General features: G+C 61.6%; 22 protein-coding genes. 5 read left to right on the top strand and 17 right to left on the bottom strand.

All coding sequences use genetic code 11. The features are described from left to right. The first annotated feature begins 25 nt into the window (after positions 1-25). The gene (gene gcvP / locus ABDB87_RS01395; protein WP_345923408.1) at positions 26-2908 is read left to right on the top strand and encodes an aminomethyl-transferring glycine dehydrogenase; all 2883 of its coding nucleotides are present in this window, start codon (positions 26-28) and stop codon (positions 2906-2908) included. 73 nt (positions 2909-2981) lie between these two features. Here gcvP and ABDB87_RS01400 read toward each other — a convergent pair whose 3' ends face one another. Continuing rightward, positions 2982-3908, bottom strand: coding sequence for a malate dehydrogenase (locus tag ABDB87_RS01400; RefSeq protein WP_345923410.1), 927 nt, complete (start codon positions 3906-3908; stop codon positions 2982-2984). A 199-nt stretch (positions 3909-4107) separates the two neighbouring features. On the opposite strand from ABDB87_RS01400, the gene ABDB87_RS01405 reads away from it, so the two are divergent. Continuing rightward, on the top strand, positions 4108-5283 hold the full coding sequence (locus ABDB87_RS01405; protein ID WP_345923412.1) for a branched-chain amino acid ABC transporter substrate-binding protein: 1176 nt from the start codon (positions 4108-4110) through the stop codon (positions 5281-5283). Positions 5284-5348: 65 nt separating this feature from the next. Here ABDB87_RS01405 and ABDB87_RS01410 read toward each other — a convergent pair whose 3' ends face one another. The 5 genes from ABDB87_RS01410 to sucC form a co-directional block, all read right to left on the bottom strand. Continuing rightward, positions 5349-6128 (bottom strand): 3',5'-cyclic-nucleotide phosphodiesterase, encoded by a 780-nt coding sequence (locus tag ABDB87_RS01410; RefSeq protein ID WP_345923414.1) that lies wholly within the window; start codon positions 6126-6128, stop codon positions 5349-5351. Positions 6129-6132: 4 nt separating this feature from the next. Beyond that, positions 6133-6891 carry an FHA domain-containing protein gene (locus tag ABDB87_RS01415; RefSeq protein ID WP_345923416.1) on the bottom strand — a complete coding sequence of 253 codons (759 nt, stop codon included), beginning with the start codon at positions 6889-6891 and terminating at the stop codon, positions 6133-6135. A gap of 121 nt (positions 6892-7012) precedes the next feature. Next, positions 7013-7738, bottom strand: a complete 726-nt coding sequence (locus ABDB87_RS01420) for a TerC family protein (protein WP_345923418.1) — start codon at positions 7736-7738, stop codon at positions 7013-7015. A gap of 132 nt (positions 7739-7870) precedes the next feature. Next, the gene (gene sucD, locus ABDB87_RS01425; RefSeq protein ID WP_345923420.1) at positions 7871-8764 is read right to left on the bottom strand and encodes a succinate--CoA ligase subunit alpha; all 894 of its coding nucleotides are present in this window, start codon (positions 8762-8764) and stop codon (positions 7871-7873) included. Positions 8765-8787: 23 nt separating this feature from the next. After that, positions 8788-9948, bottom strand: a complete 1161-nt coding sequence (gene sucC / locus ABDB87_RS01430; RefSeq protein ID WP_345923422.1) for an ADP-forming succinate--CoA ligase subunit beta — start codon at positions 9946-9948, stop codon at positions 8788-8790. A gap of 441 nt (positions 9949-10389) precedes the next feature. Here sucC and ABDB87_RS01435 point away from each other — a divergent pair, with 441 nt between their 5' ends. Next, on the top strand, positions 10390-12540 hold the full coding sequence (locus tag ABDB87_RS01435) for a type IV pilus assembly protein FimV (RefSeq protein ID WP_345923424.1): 2151 nt from the start codon (positions 10390-10392) through the stop codon (positions 12538-12540). A gap of 16 nt (positions 12541-12556) precedes the next feature. Here the strand turns inward: ABDB87_RS01435 and ABDB87_RS01440 are convergent, their stop codons facing one another. After that, a complete protein-coding gene (locus ABDB87_RS01440) occupies positions 12557-13303 on the bottom strand; it encodes a Nif3-like dinuclear metal center hexameric protein (RefSeq protein WP_345923426.1) in 747 nt (248 codons plus the stop codon). A 54-nt stretch (positions 13304-13357) separates the two neighbouring features. On the opposite strand from ABDB87_RS01440, the gene ABDB87_RS01445 reads away from it, so the two are divergent. After that, entirely contained in the window at positions 13358-14530 is a 1173-nt protein-coding gene (locus tag ABDB87_RS01445) for a trypsin-like peptidase domain-containing protein (RefSeq protein WP_345923428.1), read from the top strand. Positions 14531-14546: 16 nt separating this feature from the next. On the opposite strand, the gene tatC is transcribed toward ABDB87_RS01445, so the two are convergent. The 10 genes from tatC to hisB all read right to left on the bottom strand — a co-directional run bounded on the left by tatC (position 14547) and on the right by hisB (position 20121). Continuing rightward, entirely contained in the window at positions 14547-15266 is a 720-nt protein-coding gene (gene tatC / locus ABDB87_RS01450; protein ID WP_345923430.1) for a twin-arginine translocase subunit TatC, read from the bottom strand. 5 nt (positions 15267-15271) lie between these two features. Continuing rightward, positions 15272-15811: a Sec-independent protein translocase protein TatB gene (tatB, locus tag ABDB87_RS01455; protein ID WP_345923432.1), complete on the bottom strand. Its 540-nt coding sequence runs from the start codon at positions 15809-15811 to the stop codon at positions 15272-15274. An 82-nt stretch (positions 15812-15893) separates the two neighbouring features. After that, positions 15894-16106, bottom strand: a complete 213-nt coding sequence (gene tatA / locus ABDB87_RS01460) for a Sec-independent protein translocase subunit TatA (RefSeq protein ID WP_345923433.1) — start codon at positions 16104-16106, stop codon at positions 15894-15896. A gap of 12 nt (positions 16107-16118) precedes the next feature. After that, the gene (locus tag ABDB87_RS01465) at positions 16119-16463 is read right to left on the bottom strand and encodes a histidine triad nucleotide-binding protein (protein ID WP_345923435.1); all 345 of its coding nucleotides are present in this window, start codon (positions 16461-16463) and stop codon (positions 16119-16121) included. Further along, the gene (locus ABDB87_RS01470) at positions 16460-16783 is read right to left on the bottom strand and encodes a phosphoribosyl-ATP diphosphatase (protein ID WP_345923436.1); all 324 of its coding nucleotides are present in this window, start codon (positions 16781-16783) and stop codon (positions 16460-16462) included. The genes ABDB87_RS01465 and ABDB87_RS01470 overlap by 4 nt, the downstream gene beginning before the upstream one ends. 14 nt (positions 16784-16797) lie before the next feature. Beyond that, a complete protein-coding gene (hisI, locus tag ABDB87_RS01475; RefSeq protein WP_345923437.1) occupies positions 16798-17202 on the bottom strand; it encodes a phosphoribosyl-AMP cyclohydrolase in 405 nt (134 codons plus the stop codon). After that, positions 17199-17957 carry an imidazole glycerol phosphate synthase subunit HisF gene (gene hisF, locus ABDB87_RS01480; RefSeq protein ID WP_345923438.1) on the bottom strand — a complete coding sequence of 253 codons (759 nt, stop codon included), beginning with the start codon at positions 17955-17957 and terminating at the stop codon, positions 17199-17201. The genes hisI and hisF overlap by 4 nt, the downstream gene beginning before the upstream one ends. A 3-nt stretch (positions 17958-17960) precedes the next feature. Further along, on the bottom strand, positions 17961-18710 hold the full coding sequence (gene hisA / locus ABDB87_RS01485; protein WP_345923439.1) for a 1-(5-phosphoribosyl)-5-[(5-phosphoribosylamino)methylideneamino]imidazole-4-carboxamide isomerase: 750 nt from the start codon (positions 18708-18710) through the stop codon (positions 17961-17963). A gap of 79 nt (positions 18711-18789) precedes the next feature. Continuing rightward, on the bottom strand, positions 18790-19428 hold the full coding sequence (gene hisH / locus ABDB87_RS01490) for an imidazole glycerol phosphate synthase subunit HisH (RefSeq protein ID WP_345924657.1): 639 nt from the start codon (positions 19426-19428) through the stop codon (positions 18790-18792). A 105-nt stretch (positions 19429-19533) separates the two neighbouring features. After that, a complete protein-coding gene (gene hisB, locus ABDB87_RS01495; RefSeq protein ID WP_345923440.1) occupies positions 19534-20121 on the bottom strand; it encodes an imidazoleglycerol-phosphate dehydratase HisB in 588 nt (195 codons plus the stop codon). A gap of 136 nt (positions 20122-20257) precedes the next feature. Between hisB and hisC the strand changes: the two genes are divergently transcribed. Continuing rightward, complete coding sequence (gene hisC / locus ABDB87_RS01500) at positions 20258-21319, top strand: histidinol-phosphate transaminase (protein WP_345923441.1); 1062 nt, start codon at positions 20258-20260, stop codon at positions 21317-21319. Positions 21320-21340: the final 21 nt, after the last annotated feature.

The following is a 21340-nucleotide window of genomic DNA, read 5'->3' on the forward strand; positions in this document are numbered from 1 at the left end:
GCCCCGCCCCTCCTGAAAGAACGCCATGCACCACCCCATCCCGCTCTCCACGCTTGAAGCCCGTGACGCCTTCCTGGCCCGCCACCTCGGACTCAGCCCGGCCGAACAGGCCGAGATGCTCGCAAGTCTCGGCGTCGCGAGCCTCGACGAGCTGATCGCCCAGACCGTGCCCGCCGGCATTCGCCTGGCCGCCCCCCTGGCCATTGCCGGCCCCACGCCGGAGCAGGAGGCGCTGGCCGACCTGAAGGCCATTGCCGGCAAGAACGTGCTCAAGAAATCCCTGATCGGCATGGGCTACTACGGCACGCATACGCCGGCCGTCATCCTGCGTAACGTGATGGAGAACCCGGGCTGGTACACCGCCTACACTCCCTACCAGGCCGAAATCGCCCAGGGCCGGCTGGAAGCACTGCTCAACTGGCAGCAGATGATCATCGACCTGACCGGTCTGGAGCTCGCCAACGCCTCGCTGCTCGACGAGGCGACGGCCGCCGCGGAAGCCATGACCATGGCCCGACGCGTGTCGAAGTCGAAGAGCAACGTGTTCTTCATCGATGCGGCCTGCTTCCCGCAGACCATTGATGTGGTGAAGACCCGCGCGGCCTACTTCGGTTATGAACTCGTCATTGCGCCGGCAGCACAGGCCGCGGATCACGATGCCTTCGGCGTACTGCTGCAGTACCCCGACGTCAGCGGTGCCGTGGCCGATCACGCCGCCCTGATTGCGGCCTGCAAGGCGCGTGGCAGCTGTGTGGCGGTGGCCACCGATCTGATGGCGCTGGTGCTGCTGAAAAGCCCCGGCGAAATGGGTGCCGACATCGCCTTCGGTTCGGCCCAGCGCTTCGGTGTGCCGATGGGCTTCGGCGGTCCGCATGCCGCCTTCTTTGCCACCCGTGAAGCCAACTCGCGCAGCATGGCCGGCCGCATCATCGGGGTTTCGAAAGACGCCCGCGGCAAGACCGCACTGCGCATGGCCCTGCAGACACGCGAACAGCATATCCGCCGCGAGAAGGCCAACTCCAACATCTGCACCTCGCAGGTCCTGCTGGCCAACATGGCAGGTTTCTACGCGGTCTATCACGGCCCGGAAGGGCTGCGTACGATTGCCCGCCGCATCCATCGCCTGGCCAAGATTTTCGCCGCGGGGCTAAGCGAAGCGGGCTACGCGCTCGCTACCGACAATTTCTTCGACAGCTTCGACATCGAGACTGGCGAAGACACCGCAGCCGTCATGCAGGCCGCACTGGGTGCCGGCTACAACCTGCGCCCAGTGTCCGCAACCCGGGTCGGCGTGAGCTTCGACGAGACGCATACCCGTGCCGATCTGGCCGAGTTGTTCTCGGCCTTCGGTGTCAGCGCCGACATTGACGCGCTCGATCAGGCGGTGTCCGGTACGCTGCTGCCCGGCGCCCTGCTGCGCACCGATGCCATCCTCACCCATCCGGTATTCAATACGCATCACACCGAGCATGAGATGCTGCGCTACCTCAAGCGTCTGCAGAACCGCGACCTGGCGCTGGACCACTCGATGATCTCGCTGGGCTCCTGCACCATGAAGCTCAACGCCACCAGCGAGATGATCCCGGTGACCTGGCCCGAATTCGGCGCCATGCATCCCTTCGTGCCGCGTGACCAGGCCGCCGGCTACCTCGAGATGATCGAAGGACTGGCTGACTACCTGCGCGCCGTCACGGGCTTCCCGGCCATCTGCATGCAGCCCAACTCGGGGGCTCAAGGCGAGTATGCCGGGCTGGTGGCGATTCGCCGCTACCACGCCTCGCGCGGCGAAGCGCATCGCAACATCTGCCTGATTCCGAAGTCTGCTCACGGCACCAATCCGGCCACCGCGCAGATGTGCGGGCTGGAAGTGGTCGTCGTGGCCTGTGATGACAATGGCAACGTGGACGTGACCGACCTGAAAGCCCGGATCGCGGATCACGGCAGCCAGCTCGCCGCGCTGATGATCACCTACCCCTCCACGCATGGCGTATTCGAAGAGGCGGTGAAGGAAATCTGTGCGCTGGTACATGCCGCAGGCGGGCAGGTGTACATGGACGGCGCCAACCTGAACGCTCAGGTCGGCCTCACCTCGCCCGCCACCATCGGCGCGGACGTGAGCCACATGAACCTGCACAAGACCTTCTGCATCCCGCACGGCGGCGGCGGGCCTGGCATGGGCCCGATCGGACTGGCCGCGCACCTCGCGCCCTTCATGGCTGACCACGTCGTGGCAGCCACCGGCTCGGCAGAACGCCCGAACGCGGGTCAGGGGGCGGTGTCCGCGGCCCCCTTCGGCTCAGCCTCCATCCTGCCGATCAGCTGGATGTACATCCGCATGATGGGTGGCTCCGGGCTGAAGCTCGCTACCGAAACCGCCATCCTGAACGCCAACTATGTCGCCAGTCAGTTGAAGGACGACTACCCGGTGCTCTATATGGGCAGCCAGGGACGGGTGGCCCATGAATGCATTCTGGATATCCGGCCGATCAAGGCCGCCACCGGCATCAGCGAGGTCGACATCGCCAAGCGCCTGATGGACTACGGCTTCCACGCCCCCACCATGAGCTTCCCGGTGGCTGGCACGATCATGGTCGAACCGACCGAATCGGAAGACAAGGGCGAGCTGGATCGCTTCATCGCCGCAATGCGCGCCATCCGCGCGGAAATCCGCCGCGTGGAAGCCGGTGAGCTGCCGGCCGACAGCAATCCGCTCAAGCATGCACCGCACACGCAGAGCGACGTGATCAGCAGCGAATGGACCCGTCCCTACACGCGTGACGAGGCGGTGTTCCCGCTGCCCTTTGTGCGCGAGAACAAGTTCTGGCCCAGCGTGAATCGCATCGACGATGTGTACGGTGACCGCAACCTCTTCTGCGCCTGCGTGCCCATGGAAGACTACGCAAGCTGAAACCCGTCACGGGTCTCGAACAAAAAGGGCCACGCTGTGCGTGGCCCTTTTTGTCTGGACAAGGCCGCCGGAATCAGGTCAGTGCGAGCAGCTCGCGCAGATGTGATTCGGACCGACGGAAGCCGGCCATTTCCTCGTCCGAAAACTCGTAGCTCAGCACGCGCTCGACGCCGTTGCGCCCGACCACGCAGGGCACGCTCATCACCAGTCCGTTCACGCCGTATTCCCCCTTGAGCATTACCCCCAGCGGCAGGATGGACTGCTCATTGCCCTCGATGGCCCGGATGATGCGGAACACGCTGGCTGCTATGCCGTGGTTGGTGTTGCCCTTGCGCTCGAAGATGCGGAAACCCGCCTCCAGCGTCTGCTGGCGAACGGCTTCACGATCAATCGGAGGCAGGCCGTTGAGACGGCAATAGCTGTCGACATCCAGACCACACACCTTGCACAGACTCCAGGGGATGAAGCCGGTCGCACCATGGTCACCCAGCATGTAGCCGTAGATGTTTTTCGGATCGATCTTCACATGATCACTCAGGATGCGCAGGAAGCGCGCCGTATCGATCAGCGTGCCGGCCGAGATCAGTTTGCCGGCGGGATAGCTTGATGCCATCAGCATGACCTGGGTCATCACGTCCACCGGGTTGGTCACGTTGATGACGATGGCACCGGGTGAATAACGCTCCACCTGCTGGATGATCTCGCGCAGTATCGCGCTGTTGACGCGCACCAGGTCGTCCCGCGTCTGCCCTTGCTGCAGCTGGGCGCCAGCGGTGATGACAACGATGTTGCTGCCCGCCGTGTCGGCATAGTCGCCCGCGATGAGCAAGGGATTCTTGGCATAGGTAAAAGGCGTGGTGTGGGAAAAATCCCAGATCTCGGCCTCCGCCTTGGCCCTGGCCTTGTCTACCGCAACGATTTCGGTCACCTCGCTCATATGGACCAGGAATCCGACGATTTCCGTTCCCACTGCGCCCATGCCGATCACCGATACCTTCATTCACTTCTCCATGGATGAGGGCGCCCCGCTGCATGACCTTGTGCGAGAAAATCCCGCGCAGCAATCCTTTTGCCATCAAAAGGCCGGCGACGCCTTGCAAGGAGTCTAAACCCAAGGCAGAGTTGCCCCAATCCACTTCTGTCGGCGTCGCGTTCTTTTTTGCGTACGCCCCTTCATTTCCATCTCCGGGAGTTCATACATGTCTCGTCATTTCAATCCGGTCATGGCCGCTGCGCTGGGCATTGCACTCGTGCTGGGTGCCTGCGGCCAGAAGCAGGAAAGCCAGGGCACCCCCGGCGCCGCCGACACTGCAACGCAGGTAAAGATCGGCTTCGCAGCACCCTTGACCGGGCCCCAGGCGCACTATGGCAAGGGCTACCAGAACGGCGTGCAGCTCGCACTCGACGATGCCAACGCGCTGAACCCCACGCTCGGCGGCAAGCCGGTCAAGTTCGTGCTCGTGGCCGAAGACGACATGGCCGACCCCAAGACCGCCACCCAGGTCGCGCAACGCGTGCTCGACGGCGGGGTGTCCGGCGTGATCGGCCACTTCAACTCCGGCACCTCCATCCCTGCATCCAAGGTGTATTCGGACGCCGGCATGCCGCAGATCGCGATGGCAACCGCGCCGGCCTTCACCCAGCAGGGTTTCAAGACTACCTTCCGCTCGATGACCTCCGACACGCAGCAAGGCTCGGTCATGGGGCGCTTTGTCGTGGAGAAACTGGCCGCGAAGAAGATCGCGATCATCGACGACCGTACCGCTTATGGTCAGGGCCTGGCGGACGAGTTCGAGAAAGCCGCCAAGGCTGCCGGCGGCAACGTCGTTGCACGCGAATTCACCAATGACAAGGCCAGCGACTTCATGGCCATCCTGACACGGATCAAGAGCCGCAAGCCCGACGCCATTTTCTTCGGCGGCACCGATGCGCAATCCGGACCGCTCGCGAAGCAGCTCACCCAGATCGGTCTCAAGTCCCCGCTGATCTCGGGTGAAATGACCCGCTCGGACACCTTCATCAAACTCGCGGGGGACGCGGCCGAGGGCACCATTGCTTCGCTCGCAGGCGTGCCGATGGAGCAGATGCCGGGGGGCGCTGACTTCCTGAAGCGCTTCAAGGAGCGTTTCGGCGAACCCGAGATCTATTCTCCCTATGGCTACGATGCGACCCGTGTGATGGTTGCAGCCATGCTCAAGGCGGACTCCAGCGAACCCGCCAAGTACCTGCCGGTGCTGGCTTCGATCCATCACGCCGGCGTCACTGCCCCGGATATTTCCTACGACGACAAGGGTGACCTCGCCAACGGCGGCATCACTGTCTACCAGGTTCGCAGCGGGAAATGGGAAGTCATGGAAACGCTGGGCGGAAAGTAACAAGCCCTGAAACCGGAAAGGCCGTCACGAAGACGGCCTTTTTTGTTTTCATTGCCCCGCAGGCGTCAAGCCTGCTGGCCGAGCTCGAAGCGCTGCCCGGCCGCCAGCAGCCGGAGCTCGGCATCGCCAGGGTAATTCAGTACCTCGCGGGCAATCTCTTCGGCATAACCGGGCTTCAGGTGAGTGACAAAAACCTCGGGTCTCACAGTAAGCCGCCGCAGGACTTCATGCAGCATGCCGGACGACAGGTGACAGGACACCTCGGCCATTGCCCGCTGCGACTCCGGAAAAGCCGCCTCGATGATCAGGTAGCGCAGATCGGGAATCGCGTTCAGCGCGGCAATCTGTTCCTCGCAGATCGCGGTATCGCCCGAGAATGCGAGGCTGCCGTTGCCCGAGTCGATCAGGTAGCCGGTTGCCGGCACCGCATGCCGGGCCGGAATGGGGGTAATCATGCGCCCCGCAAGATTCAGGGTCTGGCCGCAACGGATTTCCTCGAGCCGCAGCATCGGATTCACATAACCCGGAATCACGGTGAAATCGGGCCACACGAGCCAGTTGAAAACGTGCTCGCGCAGCACCTTGAGCGTTTCCCGACCGGCATGCACGATGATCGGCCGCGAGCGCAAATCGCCGATGGTATCGATCAGCATGGGCAGCATCGCGATGTGATCGAGATGCGCATGAGTGAGGAAAATATGCTCGATCCTGAGCAGCGCTTCCAGTGACAGCTGGCCGACGCCCGTCCCGCAATCGATGAGGATGTCCTCGTCAACAAGAAGGCTGGTCGTCAGGAAACCTGCACCACCGATCCCGCCGCTGCACCCCAGGACTTCAACCCGCATTCGCTCAGCTCTTGCCCGCGCCCGCATCCGTGCGCAGGTAGAACTCCATCTTCACGCCGGCCAGTTCGATCACGTCATGGTCTCCAAGCAGGTGGGCCTGCGCATCGAGATGCTTGCCATTGAGAATCGGAAAGGAGTCCCCTTCCACATGCGTGATGAAGTAGCCATGCGGCCGCCGGGTAATCACCGCCACCTGCACGCCCGGCTTGCCAAGCGTGGTCAGAGATTTGGAAAGCTCGAGCTCTCGCCCGGCATTGCGTCCGCTGATGATCTGCACGACACCAAGCTGCTCGGTGCCGGTCACGACCGGCGCTACCTCGGCCGGTGCCGTCCAGCCTTCTCCGCTGGTGATCGAGGCTTCGGCACCGAAACCCACCATGGTTTCCGTGTGCGCGCGAGGGCTGGCCCCCAGCTTCACGGCGTCAGGCGCTGTGGAAAATGCCTTGTCGAACGTTGCTCCGAAGTTGGTATCAGGAGCGTCCTTGAGGAACTTGATTCGGTACTTGCCGAGCTCGACAACATCGTTTTCCTTGAGCACATGCTTCTTGACCGACTGACCATTCACATACGTGCCATTGGTGCTGTTGAGGTCTTCCAGAAAAGCATCGTTGAGGATGGACACAATCACGGCGTGCTCGCCACTGATCGCGAGGTTGTCGATCTGGATGTCGTTGTGCGGCTTGCGACCGATGGTTGTCCGCTCCTTCACGAGAGGAATCTCCTTCAGCACCAGACCGTCCATACTCAGAATCAGCTTTGCCATCTTGACCTCACCACACTCTTTCCCCGAAATTGCCCTGAAGGCTCACTGGCCGGATCATCAGCCAGTATCGCACCGCGTAGCGGCATCAGACCACGCCTGGATCGAAACATTCCGGATTGTGTCAGGATTTTCCCCGGCGCTCTGCTCCGGCGTGACGTCCAAGCAACTTGCCCAGCAGGAGCACGATCAGCGCCCCGGCCCCACTGGCGGTATAGGAAACGCTGCTGCGGACCACGCCGGCTTCATCCGCCGTCCACTCGAGCAGAACCGGATCTGTCACGGCCATATGGCCGGCAATCCAGCCCAGCAGCATCCCGCCGAAGACGACAATCGTCGGGAATCGATCCATCAGGCGTATTACGAGCTGGCTGCCCCAGACGATGATGGGGATGCTCACCAGCAGACCGAATATCACGAGCGGCATCTTGTGATCGCCGCCAGCGCCCTCGGCCGCCCCGGCTATCGCGATGACGTTGTCGAGACTCATGACGAAGTCGGCAACGATCACGGTCTTGACCGCGGACCAGAGACGGTCACTCGCATTGATGTTGCCGTGTCCGTCATCCTCCTCGGGCAAAAGCAGCTTCACACCGATCCAGACGAGAAGAATTGCGCCGACCAGTTTAAGGAAGGAGATTTTCAGCAGCGTCAGCGCGAAGAAGATGAGGATCACCCGCAGGATGATCGCGCCAACCGTACCCCAGACAATGCCCTTGGTCCGCAACGAGGGATCCAGCTGCCGGCACGCGAGCGCGATGACGACGGCGTTGTCTCCCCCAAGGAGGATGTCGATCATGATGATCTGGCCAACAGCCAGCCAGAATTCGGTGTGCAGCAACAAATCCATTCGAAACAACCCGGTGACGCGTCAAAGCCGTGAGCTTACCGCAGCACGCCGCTTCCCGCTCGCTGCGCGATGGCTCGCTGAATGCAAAAGGCCGCGTGCGCGGCCTTTTGCATTGACTTCAGGGAGCACTGCTCAGATCAGGCTCTTGAGCAGCTTGCCCATTTCTGACGGATTGCGCGTCACCTTGAAACCACACTCCTCCATGATGGCGAGCTTGGCGTCAGCCGTGTCGGCACCACCGGAAATCAGCGCGCCAGCATGGCCCATGCGCTTGCCGGCCGGAGCCGTCACGCCAGCGATGAAGCCTACGATCGGCTTCTTCATGTTGGCCTTGCACCACTGGGCTGCTTCGGCTTCGTCCGGACCGCCGATTTCGCCGATCATGATGACGGCATCGGTATCGGGGTCATCGTTGAAAGCCTTCATCACGTCGATGTGCTTGAGGCCATTGATGGGATCACCACCGATACCCACTGCGGAAGACTGGCCCAGACCGATTTCGGTCAGCTGTGCCACGGCTTCATAGGTCAGCGTGCCCGAACGCGACACGACGCCGATGCGGCCCTTGCGATGGATGTGGCCCGGCATGATGCCGATCTTGATTTCGTCCGGCGTGATCAGGCCCGGGCAGTTCGGCCCCAGCAGCAGCGTGCGCTTGCCGCCGGCGGCTTCCTTGGCCTTCATGCGGTTGCGCACTTCCAGCATGTCGCGCACCGGAATGCCTTCGGTGATGCAGATCGCCAGATCCAGATCGGCTTCGACGGCCTCCCAGATGGCAGCGGCAGCGCCAGCGGGCGGCACGTAGATCACGGACACGGTTGCACCGGTTTCAGCGGCAGCTTCCTTCACCGTACCGAAAATCGGAATATTGAAGATGGACTCGCCAGCCTTCTTCGGATTCACACCGGCCACGAAACAGTTCTTGCCGTTGGCATATTCCTGGCACTTTTCGGTGTGGAACTGACCGGTCTTGCCCGTAATGCCCTGGGTGATGACCTTGGTGTCTTTGTTGATGTAGATGGACATGTATTGAACTCCTGGCTCCGGCCTCAGGCCACAGCGGAAACGATCTTCTGGGCGGCCTCTGCCATGGTGTCGGCAGAGATGATGGGCAGGCCGGACTCGGCAAGGATCTTCTTACCCAGATCCTCGTTGGTGCCCTTCATGCGCACCACCAGCGGCACGGCTAGCTTCACTTCACGCGCGGCCGTCACCACGCCGTTGGCGATGGTGTCGCACTTCATGATGCCGCCGAAGATGTTGACCAGAATGCCCTTAACTGCCGGGTTCTTGAGCATGATCTTGAAGGCTTCGGTCACCTTCTCGGTGGTGGCACCGCCGCCCACGTCGAGGAAGTTGGCCGGCTCGGCGCCGAACAGTTTGATGGTGTCCATGGTCGCCATCGCAAGACCAGCGCCATTGACCAGGCAACCGATGTTGCCGTCGAGCGAGATGTAGGCCAGATCGAACTTGGAGGCTTCGATCTCGGCCGGGTCTTCTTCATCCAGATCGCGGTACGCGACGATTTCCGGGTGACGGAAGAGCGCGTTCGAATCAAAGTTGAACTTGGCATCCAGCGCCTTGATGTTGCCATTGCCTTCGAGGATCAGCGGGTTGATTTCCGCCAGCGAGGCATCGGTTTCCATGTAGCAGGTGTAGAGCTTCTTGAAGGTATCGACCGCCTTGTCGAGTGAGCCTTCCGGCACGCCGATACCCTTCGCCAGCTCCAGACCTTGCGCATCGGTCAGACCGGTAGCCGGATCGACGAAGACCTTGATGATCTTTTCCGGGGTGTTGTGCGCGACTTCCTCGATGTCCATACCACCTTCGGAGGAGGCCATCATGGCCACCTTCTGGGTGGCGCGATCGGTCAGCGCGGCAACGTAATATTCCTTCTTGATGTCGGCGCCTTCTTCGATCATCAGGCGGCGCACCTTCTGACCTTCCGGGCCAGTCTGGTGGGTAATGAGCTGCATGCCGAGGATCTCGCCGGCGATCTTGCTCACTTCTTCCTTGGAGCGGGCCAGCTTCACGCCACCACCCTTGCCGCGACCGCCGGCGTGAATCTGGGCCTTCACTACCCAGATCGAACCGCCAAGTTCGTCAGCGGCCTTGACAGCCTCCTCCACGCTGAAGCACGGGATGCCTCTCGGCGTTACAACCCCATACTTGCGCAGGATCTCTTTTGCTTGGTACTCATGGATTTTCATTTATCTTGCCCTTGTTTCGCGCTGCCAGACAGTCCGGAATGGCAGGCGCGGATTGAGTCGTCAATGAACTGAAACACGACGGAACCCCGGGCTCACGATCTCCCCCGGATCGCCGGCAATACCGGCAAGCTGAGGACTCGTGCATCTCTGCAGGGTAGGTGGATTCTATACCGAACTGAATCATATATAAGAGTACGCCAGCGAGCGTCCGGGCCACATCCGGGTATCCGGCAACCTGCCCCTTGCTTCACCCCCAGCAAGCCCGAATCGATGGTAGCTTGGTGAAAACCGAGTAAAAAGACACGGCGGATCGGCCGTCAGAACTGGCAGGAGCTGCAAAACCGGTAAAATCTCCAGCACATGAAAGCGCCGTTCCCAGACACCACACATCGCATTTACCCACGCCGGGCCAAACCAGCGCTTGTCCGGCGCCATCCGTTCATGGCAGGTGCCGCAAGCATCCTGATGCTGGGCCTGACACCCGCCTCTCACGCGCTCGGGCTCGGCTCGGCAAGCACACGAAGCCGCGTCGACAGCCCGATACGGATTGAAATTCCCATCCAGTCAGGCTCTGCCGAGTCCGTCGATCTGCAGTGCGTGAGCCTGGCTTCACAGCCCGTCAATCGTACGGACGACCTGCCTTGGCTGAGCAAGGCGAAGCTGACGCTCGAAACGCACAATGGGCAAGCGCTGCTGGTCATCTCGGCGCCGGCAACAAGTCAGCCCGTCATCATGCTTGGGGTGCTGATCCGCTGCGACACGGCTTTTCGCCGCGATTACACGATCCTGCTGGATCCGCCGCTCATTCGGGACACGCAGGATCCCAAGACCCCTCCGGCGCCTCAGGCCGCCGCGCCTGTTCCGCAGCCCCCTGCACCTGTCACCGGAGAAGCCGGCAAAGGCATGCCGGAGCGCACCACGACCCAGGAGGGCGACAGCGCCCGCAGCATCGCAAACCGGCTCCGGCCTGGCGACGCCGCCGCCCAGAGACGCCTCGCACGAGCCTTGCTGACAGAAAACCAGGCGGCACTCAGCGACCGGCCACGTGGAACGCTGGACCGCCTGCCAGCAGGCATCGAGCTCATCATTCCGCGCCTCTCCCCGCAGACGGAAGCGCCCGTGCCGGCCAGCGCGCAAACGGAACCACGTCCTGCGAGGCAAGCACCTGCATCTGAGCGTCGAAGTGCTTCAGACCAGCCCAGAGCGCAGGAAAGAAACCGCCTGATTGTCAGCGGTAACGCCGAAACCTCGCCCCTGCAGCTTTCCGGCGCCCTGTCACATCGCCGCGAGTTGAGTGAGCCCCAGCGCGAGCGCCTGCGTACCGAAATGCAGTTGCTGGCCGCACTCGATGAAAAGATCGCGACGCAACTCGAACTTGCGGAGCGCCTCAGGCAGCTTGAAGCCCTGCAGAATCATCTCCGCGAGGATGCTGATCGCCTGGAGCACGAACTCAGGACAGCACAGTCAGCCCCCGGACCGGCCGCCTCACAAACCGCGGTGCCGGTTGCGGCTCGCTCGCCTCTGCCCACCCCGCCGGAGCAGACCACGACGGCACTCTCGGACCTGCAGAACTGGCTTGCAGGCATTGCAGCCCTGCTCCTTGCTCTTTTGCTGGCCGGGATGCTGATCTGGCGAAGGAAGCGAGCAGGCTCAGCACTCGTCGCCGAAGCGCCTGCGGACCCGGCAGGCGGCCTTGACGCGGCACTGATCGAGCCCTTGTCAGAAGCCGATATCTGGCCTGACGAGCAAGGTCAGGCCCCAAAAGCCTCTGCCCTGCCCCCCAGGAGTCTGGAAGGCGCGCTGAGCAGCCTCAGCGCTACCGGATTCGGCCCGCCCTCCATCCTCCAGATCGTCGAAGGCGATGTTGAAGAGCACGATTCGGCCGTGGAACTGGCCGACATCATGATGTCCTTCGGACGCGTCCAGGGTGCGGCCCAGACGCTCGCCGACTTCATCCGCGTCAATCCGAAACAGGCGGTCAAGCCCTGGATCAAGCTGCTGGAGGTCTATCGCGCAGCAGACATGCGCCCGGAATACGAGGCCCTGTGTTCCCGGCTGAACAAGACCTTCAACGTGCGGCCGGCACCCTGGGATGAATTCGAGCTGGCCCGCCAGGCACCCGATTCGCTCGAAAACCTGCCGCATATCGTAAGCCGCCTCACGGAGTCCTGGGGCCGCCGGGAATGCCAGGCCTTCCTGCACACGCTTTTGCGCGACAACCGGCAAGGCACGCGATCGGGTTTTCCGCTGGCCATCATCGATGAAATCCTGCTCCTGCTGAGCATTCTGGAACGTCAGCTGGGCCCTTACCGACCTGAAGCAACAGACCCGGCAAAACCCGAGCCCTCCACACGTGCCATGAGCCGGTCGATAGCCATCCCGACTGTCGAACTCGCCGTACCACCGATCATTGACGACGAAGCGCTCTCGATGAGCGTGGTGCTTAACGATGAAAAGCAGGCGCCAGACACTTTCCGGCCCTACGACAGCAACCAGCTCGATTTCGACCTGGACATGACCGATCTGAGCAAGACCCTGCACATCGATCTGGACCAGATCGGTTCCGCCGACGAAGAAAACCCGCCGCGCTGACACGGCCGGTTTTCAGTCAGACGGGGTTGTCCAGATCAACGAAGCTGGTTTGAAGCCCATGTTCGCGGGCCAGCCAGGCGCCAAGTGCCTGGATGCCATATCGCTCAGTGGCGTGGTGCCCGGCGGCGATGTAAGGAACGCCCGTCTCGCGGGCAAGATGCACGGTCTGCTCGGATATCTCCCCCGAGAGATAGAGCTCTGCGCCTTCGAGAATGGCCTGTTCGAAGTAAGCCTGGGCACCGCCGGTGCACCATGCCACCCGACGGATCAGCCGCTCCGGATTCCCGACCAGCAGCGGCTCCCGCGCAAGGCGGGCAGCCAGCTGGCGAGCCAGTTCGCCCGCTGGCAAGGGGTGTGGCAAAACCCCGTGATGCACCAGCGGCTGCCGCGCGCCCAGACGCTCGAAACGCCAGCCCAGCAGCTTGCCGAGCTGGGCGTTATTGCCCAGCTCGGGATGGGCATCGAGCGGCAGGTGATAGGCAAACAGATTGATGTCATGCGCCATCAGCGTCGCTGCGCGCTTGCGCCGGAATCCCGTCAGGCAGGGGTCTTCGCCACGCCAGAACCAGCCGTGATGAACGATGATCGCGTCGGCACCGACCTCCACGGCGTGCTCGATCAGCGCCTGACTGGCCGTCACGCCGCAAACAACGCGAGCAATCTCTTCACGACCTTCCACCTGCAAACCGTTTGGGGAATAATCGCTGAAACGAGCGCAGTCCAGAAATGATTCCAGAAGCATCTGAAGGGCATTTCGATTCACGCTTGGGTCCTTTCAACCTGGATATCGGCGGACATTGTCCGCAATCGGAAGATTATGCAACGGCTCTGGCTGATCTTTGCCCAGACGGCAACCATTGCCATGGCGGTGCTGTTCGTGGTGAGCACCCTCAAACCAGAATGGGTCAGCCGCCCCGCCGTCGTCGAGGCCGTCCAGCACGAATTCGCGCCGGCAACGGGAGCCCTGCCGGCCCCCGCTGCTCCTGCCAATGGCAGTTATGCTGCCGCCGCGCAGACCGCACTGCCCTCGGTGGTACACATTTTCACCAGCGCTGAAATTCCGACCCCGCGCAATCCGCTGCTTGCAGACCCGTTCTTCAGGCGTTTTTTCGGCACTCCGGAACAGAACACCCCACAGCGCCGTTCCGGACTGGGTTCGGGCGTGCTCGTGAGCGCAGACGGTTACATCCTGACAAACAACCATGTCATCGAGTCCGCTGACGCCATCGAAGTGGCACTCAATGACGGCGCCAAGTATGCCGCCCGCATCGTCGGCCGGGATCCAGAGTCCGACCTTGCCGTTCTCCGCATCGACAGCAAGACACCGCTAACGGCCATCCGTTTCGCGCAGGGGCAGGTCGCGGTCGGTGATGTCGTGCTCGCCATCGGCAATCCATTCGGCGTCGGCCAGACCGTGACCATGGGCATCATCAGCGCGATGGGGCGCTCAGAACTCGGCATCAACACCTTCGAGAATTTCATCCAGACCGACGCCGCTATCAATCCGGGCAACTCGGGCGGCGCGCTGATCGACACCCAGGGCAATCTGGTTGGGATCAACACCGCGATCTACTCGCGTTCGGGCGGCTCGCAAGGCATCGGCTTCGCCATTCCGGCGAGCTCTGCACGCAGCATCATGGAGCAGATCATCAGGACAGGGCAGGTCACGCGCGGCTGGATCGGCATCCAGATTCAGGAAGTCACGCCAGAATTGGCGAAGGCTTTCGATCTGCCGCAGCAGGGCGCGCTGATCACGGGGCTTTCACGCAATGGCCCCGCGGCCAAAGCCGGAATGCGGCCGGGTGATCTGCTGATTGCCATCGACGGCAAACCGATCAACAACGCTCACGGCGTGCTTGAAAACGTCGCGGCACTCCCGCCCGGGCAGCTCGCCAAGGCAACCATCCTGCGCAACGGCAAGAAGATGGAGCCTGTCGTCCAGGTGGCTCAACGCCCGCTGCCGAGCGTCAGCCGTGACTCGTCGGAGTAAGAGGCTTGCGGAGGCTTCAGTCCCGGCGTTTTTCCAGCAGCCGACCGACCAGAATCCCGAGCTCGTAGAGCAGACACATCGGAAAGGCCAGCATGAACTGTGAGGCTACATCCGGTGGCGTCACCACAGCTGCCACGATAAAAGCGCCGACGATGACATAGCGGCGGGCTTCGGCCAGTTTCGCAGTGCTGACAATCCCCATCAGCACGAGCAGCACCACTACCACCGGCACTTCAAAGGCTGCGCCGAACGCGAGGAACATCCCCATCACGAAGCTGAGATACTTGTCGATGTCGGTCATCCAGGCCACACCTTGCGGTGTAAAGCTCGCCATGACCTTGAACATGCCGGGGAAGAACACGAAATAGGCAAAAGCCATCCCGATGACGAACAGGATGCAGCTGGCAATCATGACCGGCACAGCGAAACGCTTTTCATGCGCGTAAAGCCCTGGCGCCACGAACGCCCAGGCCTGATAGAGCACGACCGGCATCGCGATCAGCAGGGACAGCCAGGCCACCACCTTCACCGGTACGAGGAACACCCCCACCACATCGGTCGCAATCATCTGGCCGCCCTGCGGCAACACGGCAAGCAGGGGCGCGGCCAGCAGGGCATAAAGGTCCTTGGCCCACCAGACCAGGGAAAGGAACACCACCAGCACCGCCACCAAGGACTTGATCAGGCGGTTGCGCAGTTCAACGAGATGGGAAATGAAGCTTTCTTGCTGATCCACCGGATTCATTCTTTCTGCTCTTTGCGAACGGTTGGCGGCTCGCCGAAAAGGTCCAGTTGGTTTTCATCCCGAGTCGGCTCCGGCGCAGGCGCCGCCTGTACTTCGGGCACGCATGCTGCAGTCTCCACAGGCGGGGTGACCTCGGGAATGCCACTCGCCACACCGATGCTGTCCTGCACGGCTTCCGGCGAAGCTGTTGCTGCAGTGTCGGTAGAGGTTTCAGCAGCAAACGATGCCTCCAGCGTGGCCTTCGCTTGTTCGGGCAGACTCGCGACCTCGCTGAACTCAGCCTTGAACGCAGCGGCCTGCTCGTTGATGGAGCTCTGGAAGGCCCGCGCTGACTCCTGCACGTCAGACACCAGGCTCTTCATCTCCGAAGCCTCCATCTCGCGGCTGATGTCCGACTTCACATCGGCCACATAGCGGCGCAAACGTCCGAGCAGGTGGCCTGCCGTACGGGCAACGCGCGGCAGCTCTTCGGGGCCGAACACAACCAGGCCGACAATGGCGATCAGTACCAGTTCGGAAAATCCGATGTCAAACATGTTCAACCTGCATTTTCAGACGGGAACGGAAAACAAAAAAAGGCGCGCAGCCTGCGCGCCCTTCTCATGCTCGAAGCCCGGCTCAATCATTCTTTTCGCGAGCCTGGCCTTCAATCGTCTGTGAGCCACTCGATTGCGCGGGCTTGGCTTCGGCTTCACTGTCTTTCATGCCCTGCTTGAAGCCCTTGACCGCCCCACCAAGATCCTCACCGATATTGCGCAGTTTCTTGGTACCGAAAACCAGCATCACGATGACCAGGACGATCAACCAATGCCAGATGCTGAATGAACCCATTGAAACTTCTCCTCAGTATTTGATCATGGCCGGCATCTGCTGCCCGCCAAGAATGTGCATGTGCAGATGATACACCTCCTGTCCGCCATGCTTTCCGGTGTTGATGATGCTGCGAAAACCCTCGCCAGCCCCCAGTTCCTTCGCGATGCGCGGAGCCAGCACCAGCATGCGGCCGAGTACTTCCGCGTCTTCCGGTGAAGCATCGGCCAGCGTGGCAACATGCTTTTTCGGGATGATCAACGCATGCACCGCAGCCTGCGGATGAATATCCCTGAAAGCGAGGATTTCATCGTCCTCATAGACCTTGCTGCAGGGAATCTCGCCCCGGATGATCCGGCAGAAAATGCAGTCACTCATGATTTGCGTGCATTCTTTTCTTCAATACCTGAGATACCCTCGCGGCGTCGGAGTTCCCCCAGCACATCGTCGGCAGACAAACCGAACTGACTCAGCAGGATCAGCGAGTGAAACCAGAGATCAGTCACTTCATAAACGATGTGACGCAGATCTCCATCCTTCGCAGCCATGATGGTTTCTGCAGCCTCCTCCGCCACCTTCTTGCAGATCGCATCGGTGCCTTTTGCGTACAGGCTGGAAACGTAAGACGATTCCGGCGCAGCAGACTTCCTCTGCGCCAGCGTAGCGGAAAGCCTTTGCAGCACTTCCGGGTCGATCATGACAGACTCCTGTTTCAGGATTGCTTCCTGGTATAGATATCGGCGGGATCCTTGATGACGGGATCCACCGCTTCCCACCCGCCCTGCGCAACATGGCGGTTGAAGAAACAGCTGCGACGCCCGGTATGACACGCGATGCCGCCGACCTGCTCGATGCGCAGCAGGATGACATCACCATCGCAATCCATGCGGATCTCGCGCACTTTCTGGGTATGGCCGGACTCTTCACCCTTGTGCCACAGCTTGCGACGCGAGCGTGACCAGTACACGGCTTCGCCGCGCTCGGCAGTCAAGGCCAGCGCTTCACGGTTCATCCAGGCGAACATCAGCACCTCGCCGGTTTCCGCATCCTGTGCGATGGCCGGCACGAGTCCCTGCTCGTCCCACACCACCTCGTTCAACCACTTCGTGCTGCTCACAGCCTGACCTCCACGCCACGCGCACGCATGACTTCCTTGGCCTGCCGGACCGTATATTCGCCGTAGTGAAAGATGCTGGCGGCCAGCACCGCATCAGCGCGGCCTTCAATCACACCCTCGGCAAGATGGTCCAGGTTACCGACACCGCCACTCGCGATGACCGGGATATTCACTGCATCGGAAATGGCCCGGGTCAGCGCAAGATCGAATCCGATCCTTGTTCCGTCCCGATCCATGCTGGTCAGCAGGATTTCACCTGCACCAAGAGACTCCACCTTGCGGGCCCACTCGATGGCATCAAGCCCGGCAGGCTTGCGCCCGCCATGGGTGAACACGCCCCACTGCCCGGGCGCGGTCTGCTTGGCATCGATCGCGACGACGATGCATTGATTGCCGACCCTGCCAGACGCTTCAGCGACGAGCTCGGGGTTATTGACCGCCGCACTGTTGATGCTCACCTTGTCCGCGCCGGCATTGAGCAGCCTGCGCACGTCCGCCACACTGCGAACGCCGCCGCCCACGGTCAGCGGAATGAAAACCTGGTTGGCAACCTGCTCCACGATATTCAGGATGATGTCGCGCTCGTCCGAACTCGCGGTGATATCCAGAAAGGTGAGCTCGTCAGCTCCCTGGTCGTCGTAACGACGGGCAATCTCGACCGGATCGCCTGCGTCACGCAGCTCAAGGAAATTGACCCCCTTGACGACACGGCCCGCCGTGACATCGAGACAGGGAATGATGCGTTTGGCGAGCATTGATCAGTCAGCCTCGCCATTGAGTTCGTCAGCGCGCGCCTGGGCCGCTTCGAAGTCCAGCGTGCCTTCATAGATGGCCCGGCCGGTAATCGCGCCCATGATGCCTTCGGATTCGACCGCACAGAGCGCGTCGATATCCTTCAGATCGGTCACGCCGCCGCTGGCAATCACCGGGATGCGCAAAGCCTGGGCAAGCTTGACCGTGGCCTCGATATTCACGCCGGAGAGCATGCCGTCACGACCGATGTCGGTGTAGATCACCGACTCCACGCCGTAGTCCTCGAATTTCTTTGCCAGGTCGATCACGTCATGTCCGGTCAGTTTGGACCAGCCGTCGACCGCCACCTTGCCGTCCTTGGCGTCCAGACCGACGATGATGTGGCCGGGAAAGGCACTGCAGGCGTCATGCAGGAAGCCGGGGTTCTTCACGGCAGCCGTACCGATGATCACGTAGCTGATGCCGTCATCCAGATAACGTTCGATGGTATCGAGATCCCGGATTCCGCCGCCGAGCTGCACGGGGATGTCATTGCCGACCTCCTCGCAGATCGCCTTGATGACGGCTTCATTCCGGGGCTTGCCGGCAAATGCTCCATTGAGGTCTACCAGATGCAGGCGGCGGGCGCCCTTGTCGAGCCAGATGCGGGCCATGGCACGCGGGTCTTCGGAAAAAACCGTGGCATCGTCCATTTCGCCTTGACGCAGGCGAACACAGTGGCCGTCTTTGAGGTCAATCGCAGGAATGAGCAGCATGATGGTATGAGGGGATCAGGCGTGCAAAGCGCACAAAAAAAGAATTCATCCGGCCATTGGCGGATGCTTGGGTGAAAGATCAGGGTTGCCAGTTCAGGAAGTTCGACAGCAGTCGCAAACCTGCTGCAGCACTCTTCTCCGGGTGGAACTGTACTGAAAAAATGTTAGCTTGGGCCGCAGCCGAGGTAAAGCGCAGTCCGTACTCGGTACTCGCCGCCGTAGCGACCGGATCGGCAGGCTCGCAGTAATAGCTGTGCACGAAGTAGAAGCGCTCACCCTCGCCAATGCCCTGCCAGACCGGATGATCCGACACTGGCCGGACTTCGTTCCAGCCCATGTGGGGCACCTTCAGGCGAACACCGTCCGGCCCAAGCATGCCGTCCGCGAAGCGGCGAACCCGGCCGGGAATGAACCCGAGCCCGGCCGTATCGCCCTCCTCGCTGTGATCGAACAGCATCTGCATGCCGACACAGATCCCCAGAAAGGGTTTGCTCCGTGCGGCCTGATGAACGGCTTCGCGCAGGTCACGGGAGAGAAACTCCCGCATGCAATCATGCATCGCGCCCTGGCCAGGTACCACCACGCGGTCGGCCGCGGTGATCTCGCCGGCTTCGCTCGAAATGCGGACGGAGGCCCCTGCAGGAGCCACCTTCTCAATGGCTTTGGCAACCGAGCGCAGGTTGCCCATGCCGTAATCGACAACAACGATTTTCATGATCAGACGATAGCGAAGACTGGGGACTGAAACCGGGGAGTCGCTCGGGCTGACATCACCAGCCTGATGCTGCGCCTCAAGCGCCCGCCGGGCAACTCGGTCCGCGGGTTAAAGACTGCCCTTGGTGGAGGGCATGGCGCCTGCTGCGCGTTCATCGATCGTGCATGCAGCGCGGAGCGCACGTCCGAATGCCTTGAAGACTGTCTCGCACTGATGATGGGCGTTGATGCCGCGCAGATTGTCGACATGCAGGGTGGCCAATGCATGATTGACGAAGCCCTGGAAGAATTCGCGGGTCAGGTCGACGTCGAAGTCTCCGATCCGGGCGCGGGTGAAATCCACATTGAAGACCAGCCCGGGCCGGCCGGAAAGATCGATTACGACACGTGAGAGCGCTTCATCCAGGGGGACATAGCTGTGGCCATAGCGCACCAGCCCTTTCTTGTCGCCCACCGCTTTTGCAAAGGCCTGACCCAGCGTGATACCGACATCCTCCACCGTATGGTGTGCATCGATATGCAGGTCGCCCTTCGCCACGATATCGAGGTCGAACAGACCGTGCCGCGCGATCTGGTCCAGCATGTGATCCAGGAATGGCACGCCTGTCTCGAGACGGGCTTTGCCGGAACCATCGAGGTTGATGCTGACGGTAACCTGCGTTTCAAGCGTATTGCGACTGACTTCGGCTTGCCTCATGGCATGACCCTGTAGGGATGATGGATTGGCCTGCCGTGCAAGCAGCCGGAGGCGGGGCCTATGATAGCATTGGCAATGCCCGGAACGACCGTCCAGACGCGTTTCGAGCCCCTCCCCGTATTCTGAGAGCATCCCGATGAGTGTCTATTGGAGCGACGTCGTCAGTCGCCTGACTCCTTACGTGCCCGGCGAGCAACCCAAGATCGCCCGGCTGATCAAGCTCAACACCAACGAGAACCCCTACGGCCCTTCGCCCAAAGCGCTTGCCGCCATTGCCGCGGAAACCGGCGAGGCACTCAAGCTCTATCCGGATCCGAACTCCGACCTGTTCCGGCAGGCCGTAGCGCGACATTTCGGCATCGAAGCACGTTCGGTGTTTGTCGGCAACGGGTCGGACGAAGTCCTGGCGCACGCCTTCCTCGGCCTGCTCCGGCATGACAAGCCGCTGCTGTTTCCCGACATCTCCTACAGTTTTTATCCGGTCTATTGCGGCCTCTACGAAATCGACTACCGCACGATTCCGCTGGATGAACAGTTTCGCATCCGGGTGGATGACTACCTCGCAGCCGACGCCGGCGCGATCATCTTCCCGAATCCGAACGCCCCCACCTCCCGACTGCTGCCGCTCGATGAAATCGAGCGTCTGGTCGCCGGAAAACCGGAAATCGTCGTGGTCATCGACGAGGCCTATATCGACTTTGGCGGCGAGAGTGCCGTATCGCTTACCCAACGCCATCCGAACCTGCTCGTGATCCAGACCTTGTCCAAGAGCCGCTCGCTCGCAGGCTTGCGTGCAGGCTTCGCGATCGGACATCCGGACCTCATCGAGGCGCTCGAACGCGTCAAGAACAGCTTCAACTCCTACCCGCTTGATCGCATGACCATCGCCGGTGCGGCAGCAGCCATGGACGACACGGAGTGGTTCGATGCCACGCGGCAGAAGGTCATGGCCAGCCGCGAGCGGCTGGTAGCCCGCATGCAGTCGGCAGGCTTCGAGGTCCTGCCCTCAGCCGCCAACTTCATCTTCGCCCGGCATCCCGCGCGAGAAGGCGGCCAACTGGCGTCCGCCCTGCGCGAACGGGGCATCATCGTGCGTCACTTCCGCGTACCGCGCATCGACCAGTTCCTGAGAATCACGATCGGCACTGACGAGCAATGCGACGCACTGCTCTCGGCGCTCGAGGAGATCCTTGGCTGAAGACCGCCCGGATCAATGAAA

The organism is Uliginosibacterium paludis, from assembly GCF_039631355.1.
Lineage (GTDB): Bacteria > Pseudomonadota > Gammaproteobacteria > Burkholderiales > Rhodocyclaceae > Uliginosibacterium > Uliginosibacterium paludis.

Coding starts and splice junctions, on each gene's coding strand:
- gcvP (WP_345923408.1), top strand. CDS start 26: ATGCACCACCCCATCCCGCTCTCCACGCTTGAAGCCCGTGACGCCTTC.
- ABDB87_RS01400 (WP_345923410.1), bottom strand. CDS start 3,908: ATGAAGGTATCGGTGATCGGCATGGGCGCAGTGGGAACGGAAATCGTC.
- ABDB87_RS01405 (WP_345923412.1), top strand. CDS start 4,108: ATGTCTCGTCATTTCAATCCGGTCATGGCCGCTGCGCTGGGCATTGCA.
- ABDB87_RS01410 (WP_345923414.1), bottom strand. CDS start 6,128: ATGCGGGTTGAAGTCCTGGGGTGCAGCGGCGGGATCGGTGGTGCAGGT.
- ABDB87_RS01415 (WP_345923416.1), bottom strand. CDS start 6,891: ATGGCAAAGCTGATTCTGAGTATGGACGGTCTGGTGCTGAAGGAGATT.
- ABDB87_RS01420 (WP_345923418.1), bottom strand. CDS start 7,738: ATGGATTTGTTGCTGCACACCGAATTCTGGCTGGCTGTTGGCCAGATC.
- sucD (WP_345923420.1), bottom strand. CDS start 8,764: ATGTCCATCTACATCAACAAAGACACCAAGGTCATCACCCAGGGCATT.
- sucC (WP_345923422.1), bottom strand. CDS start 9,948: ATGAAAATCCATGAGTACCAAGCAAAAGAGATCCTGCGCAAGTATGGG.
- ABDB87_RS01435 (WP_345923424.1), top strand. CDS start 10,390: ATGGCAGGTGCCGCAAGCATCCTGATGCTGGGCCTGACACCCGCCTCT.
- ABDB87_RS01445 (WP_345923428.1), top strand. CDS start 13,358: ATGCAACGGCTCTGGCTGATCTTTGCCCAGACGGCAACCATTGCCATG.
- tatB (WP_345923432.1), bottom strand. CDS start 15,811: ATGTTTGACATCGGATTTTCCGAACTGGTACTGATCGCCATTGTCGGC.
- tatA (WP_345923433.1), bottom strand. CDS start 16,106: ATGGGTTCATTCAGCATCTGGCATTGGTTGATCGTCCTGGTCATCGTG.
- ABDB87_RS01465 (WP_345923435.1), bottom strand. CDS start 16,463: ATGAGTGACTGCATTTTCTGCCGGATCATCCGGGGCGAGATTCCCTGC.
- ABDB87_RS01470 (WP_345923436.1), bottom strand. CDS start 16,783: ATGATCGACCCGGAAGTGCTGCAAAGGCTTTCCGCTACGCTGGCGCAG.
- hisF (WP_345923438.1), bottom strand. CDS start 17,957: ATGCTCGCCAAACGCATCATTCCCTGTCTCGATGTCACGGCGGGCCGT.
- hisA (WP_345923439.1), bottom strand. CDS start 18,710: ATGCTGCTCATTCCTGCGATTGACCTCAAAGACGGCCACTGTGTTCGC.
- hisB (WP_345923440.1), bottom strand. CDS start 20,121: ATGAGGCAAGCCGAAGTCAGTCGCAATACGCTTGAAACGCAGGTTACC.
- hisC (WP_345923441.1), top strand. CDS start 20,258: ATGAGTGTCTATTGGAGCGACGTCGTCAGTCGCCTGACTCCTTACGTG.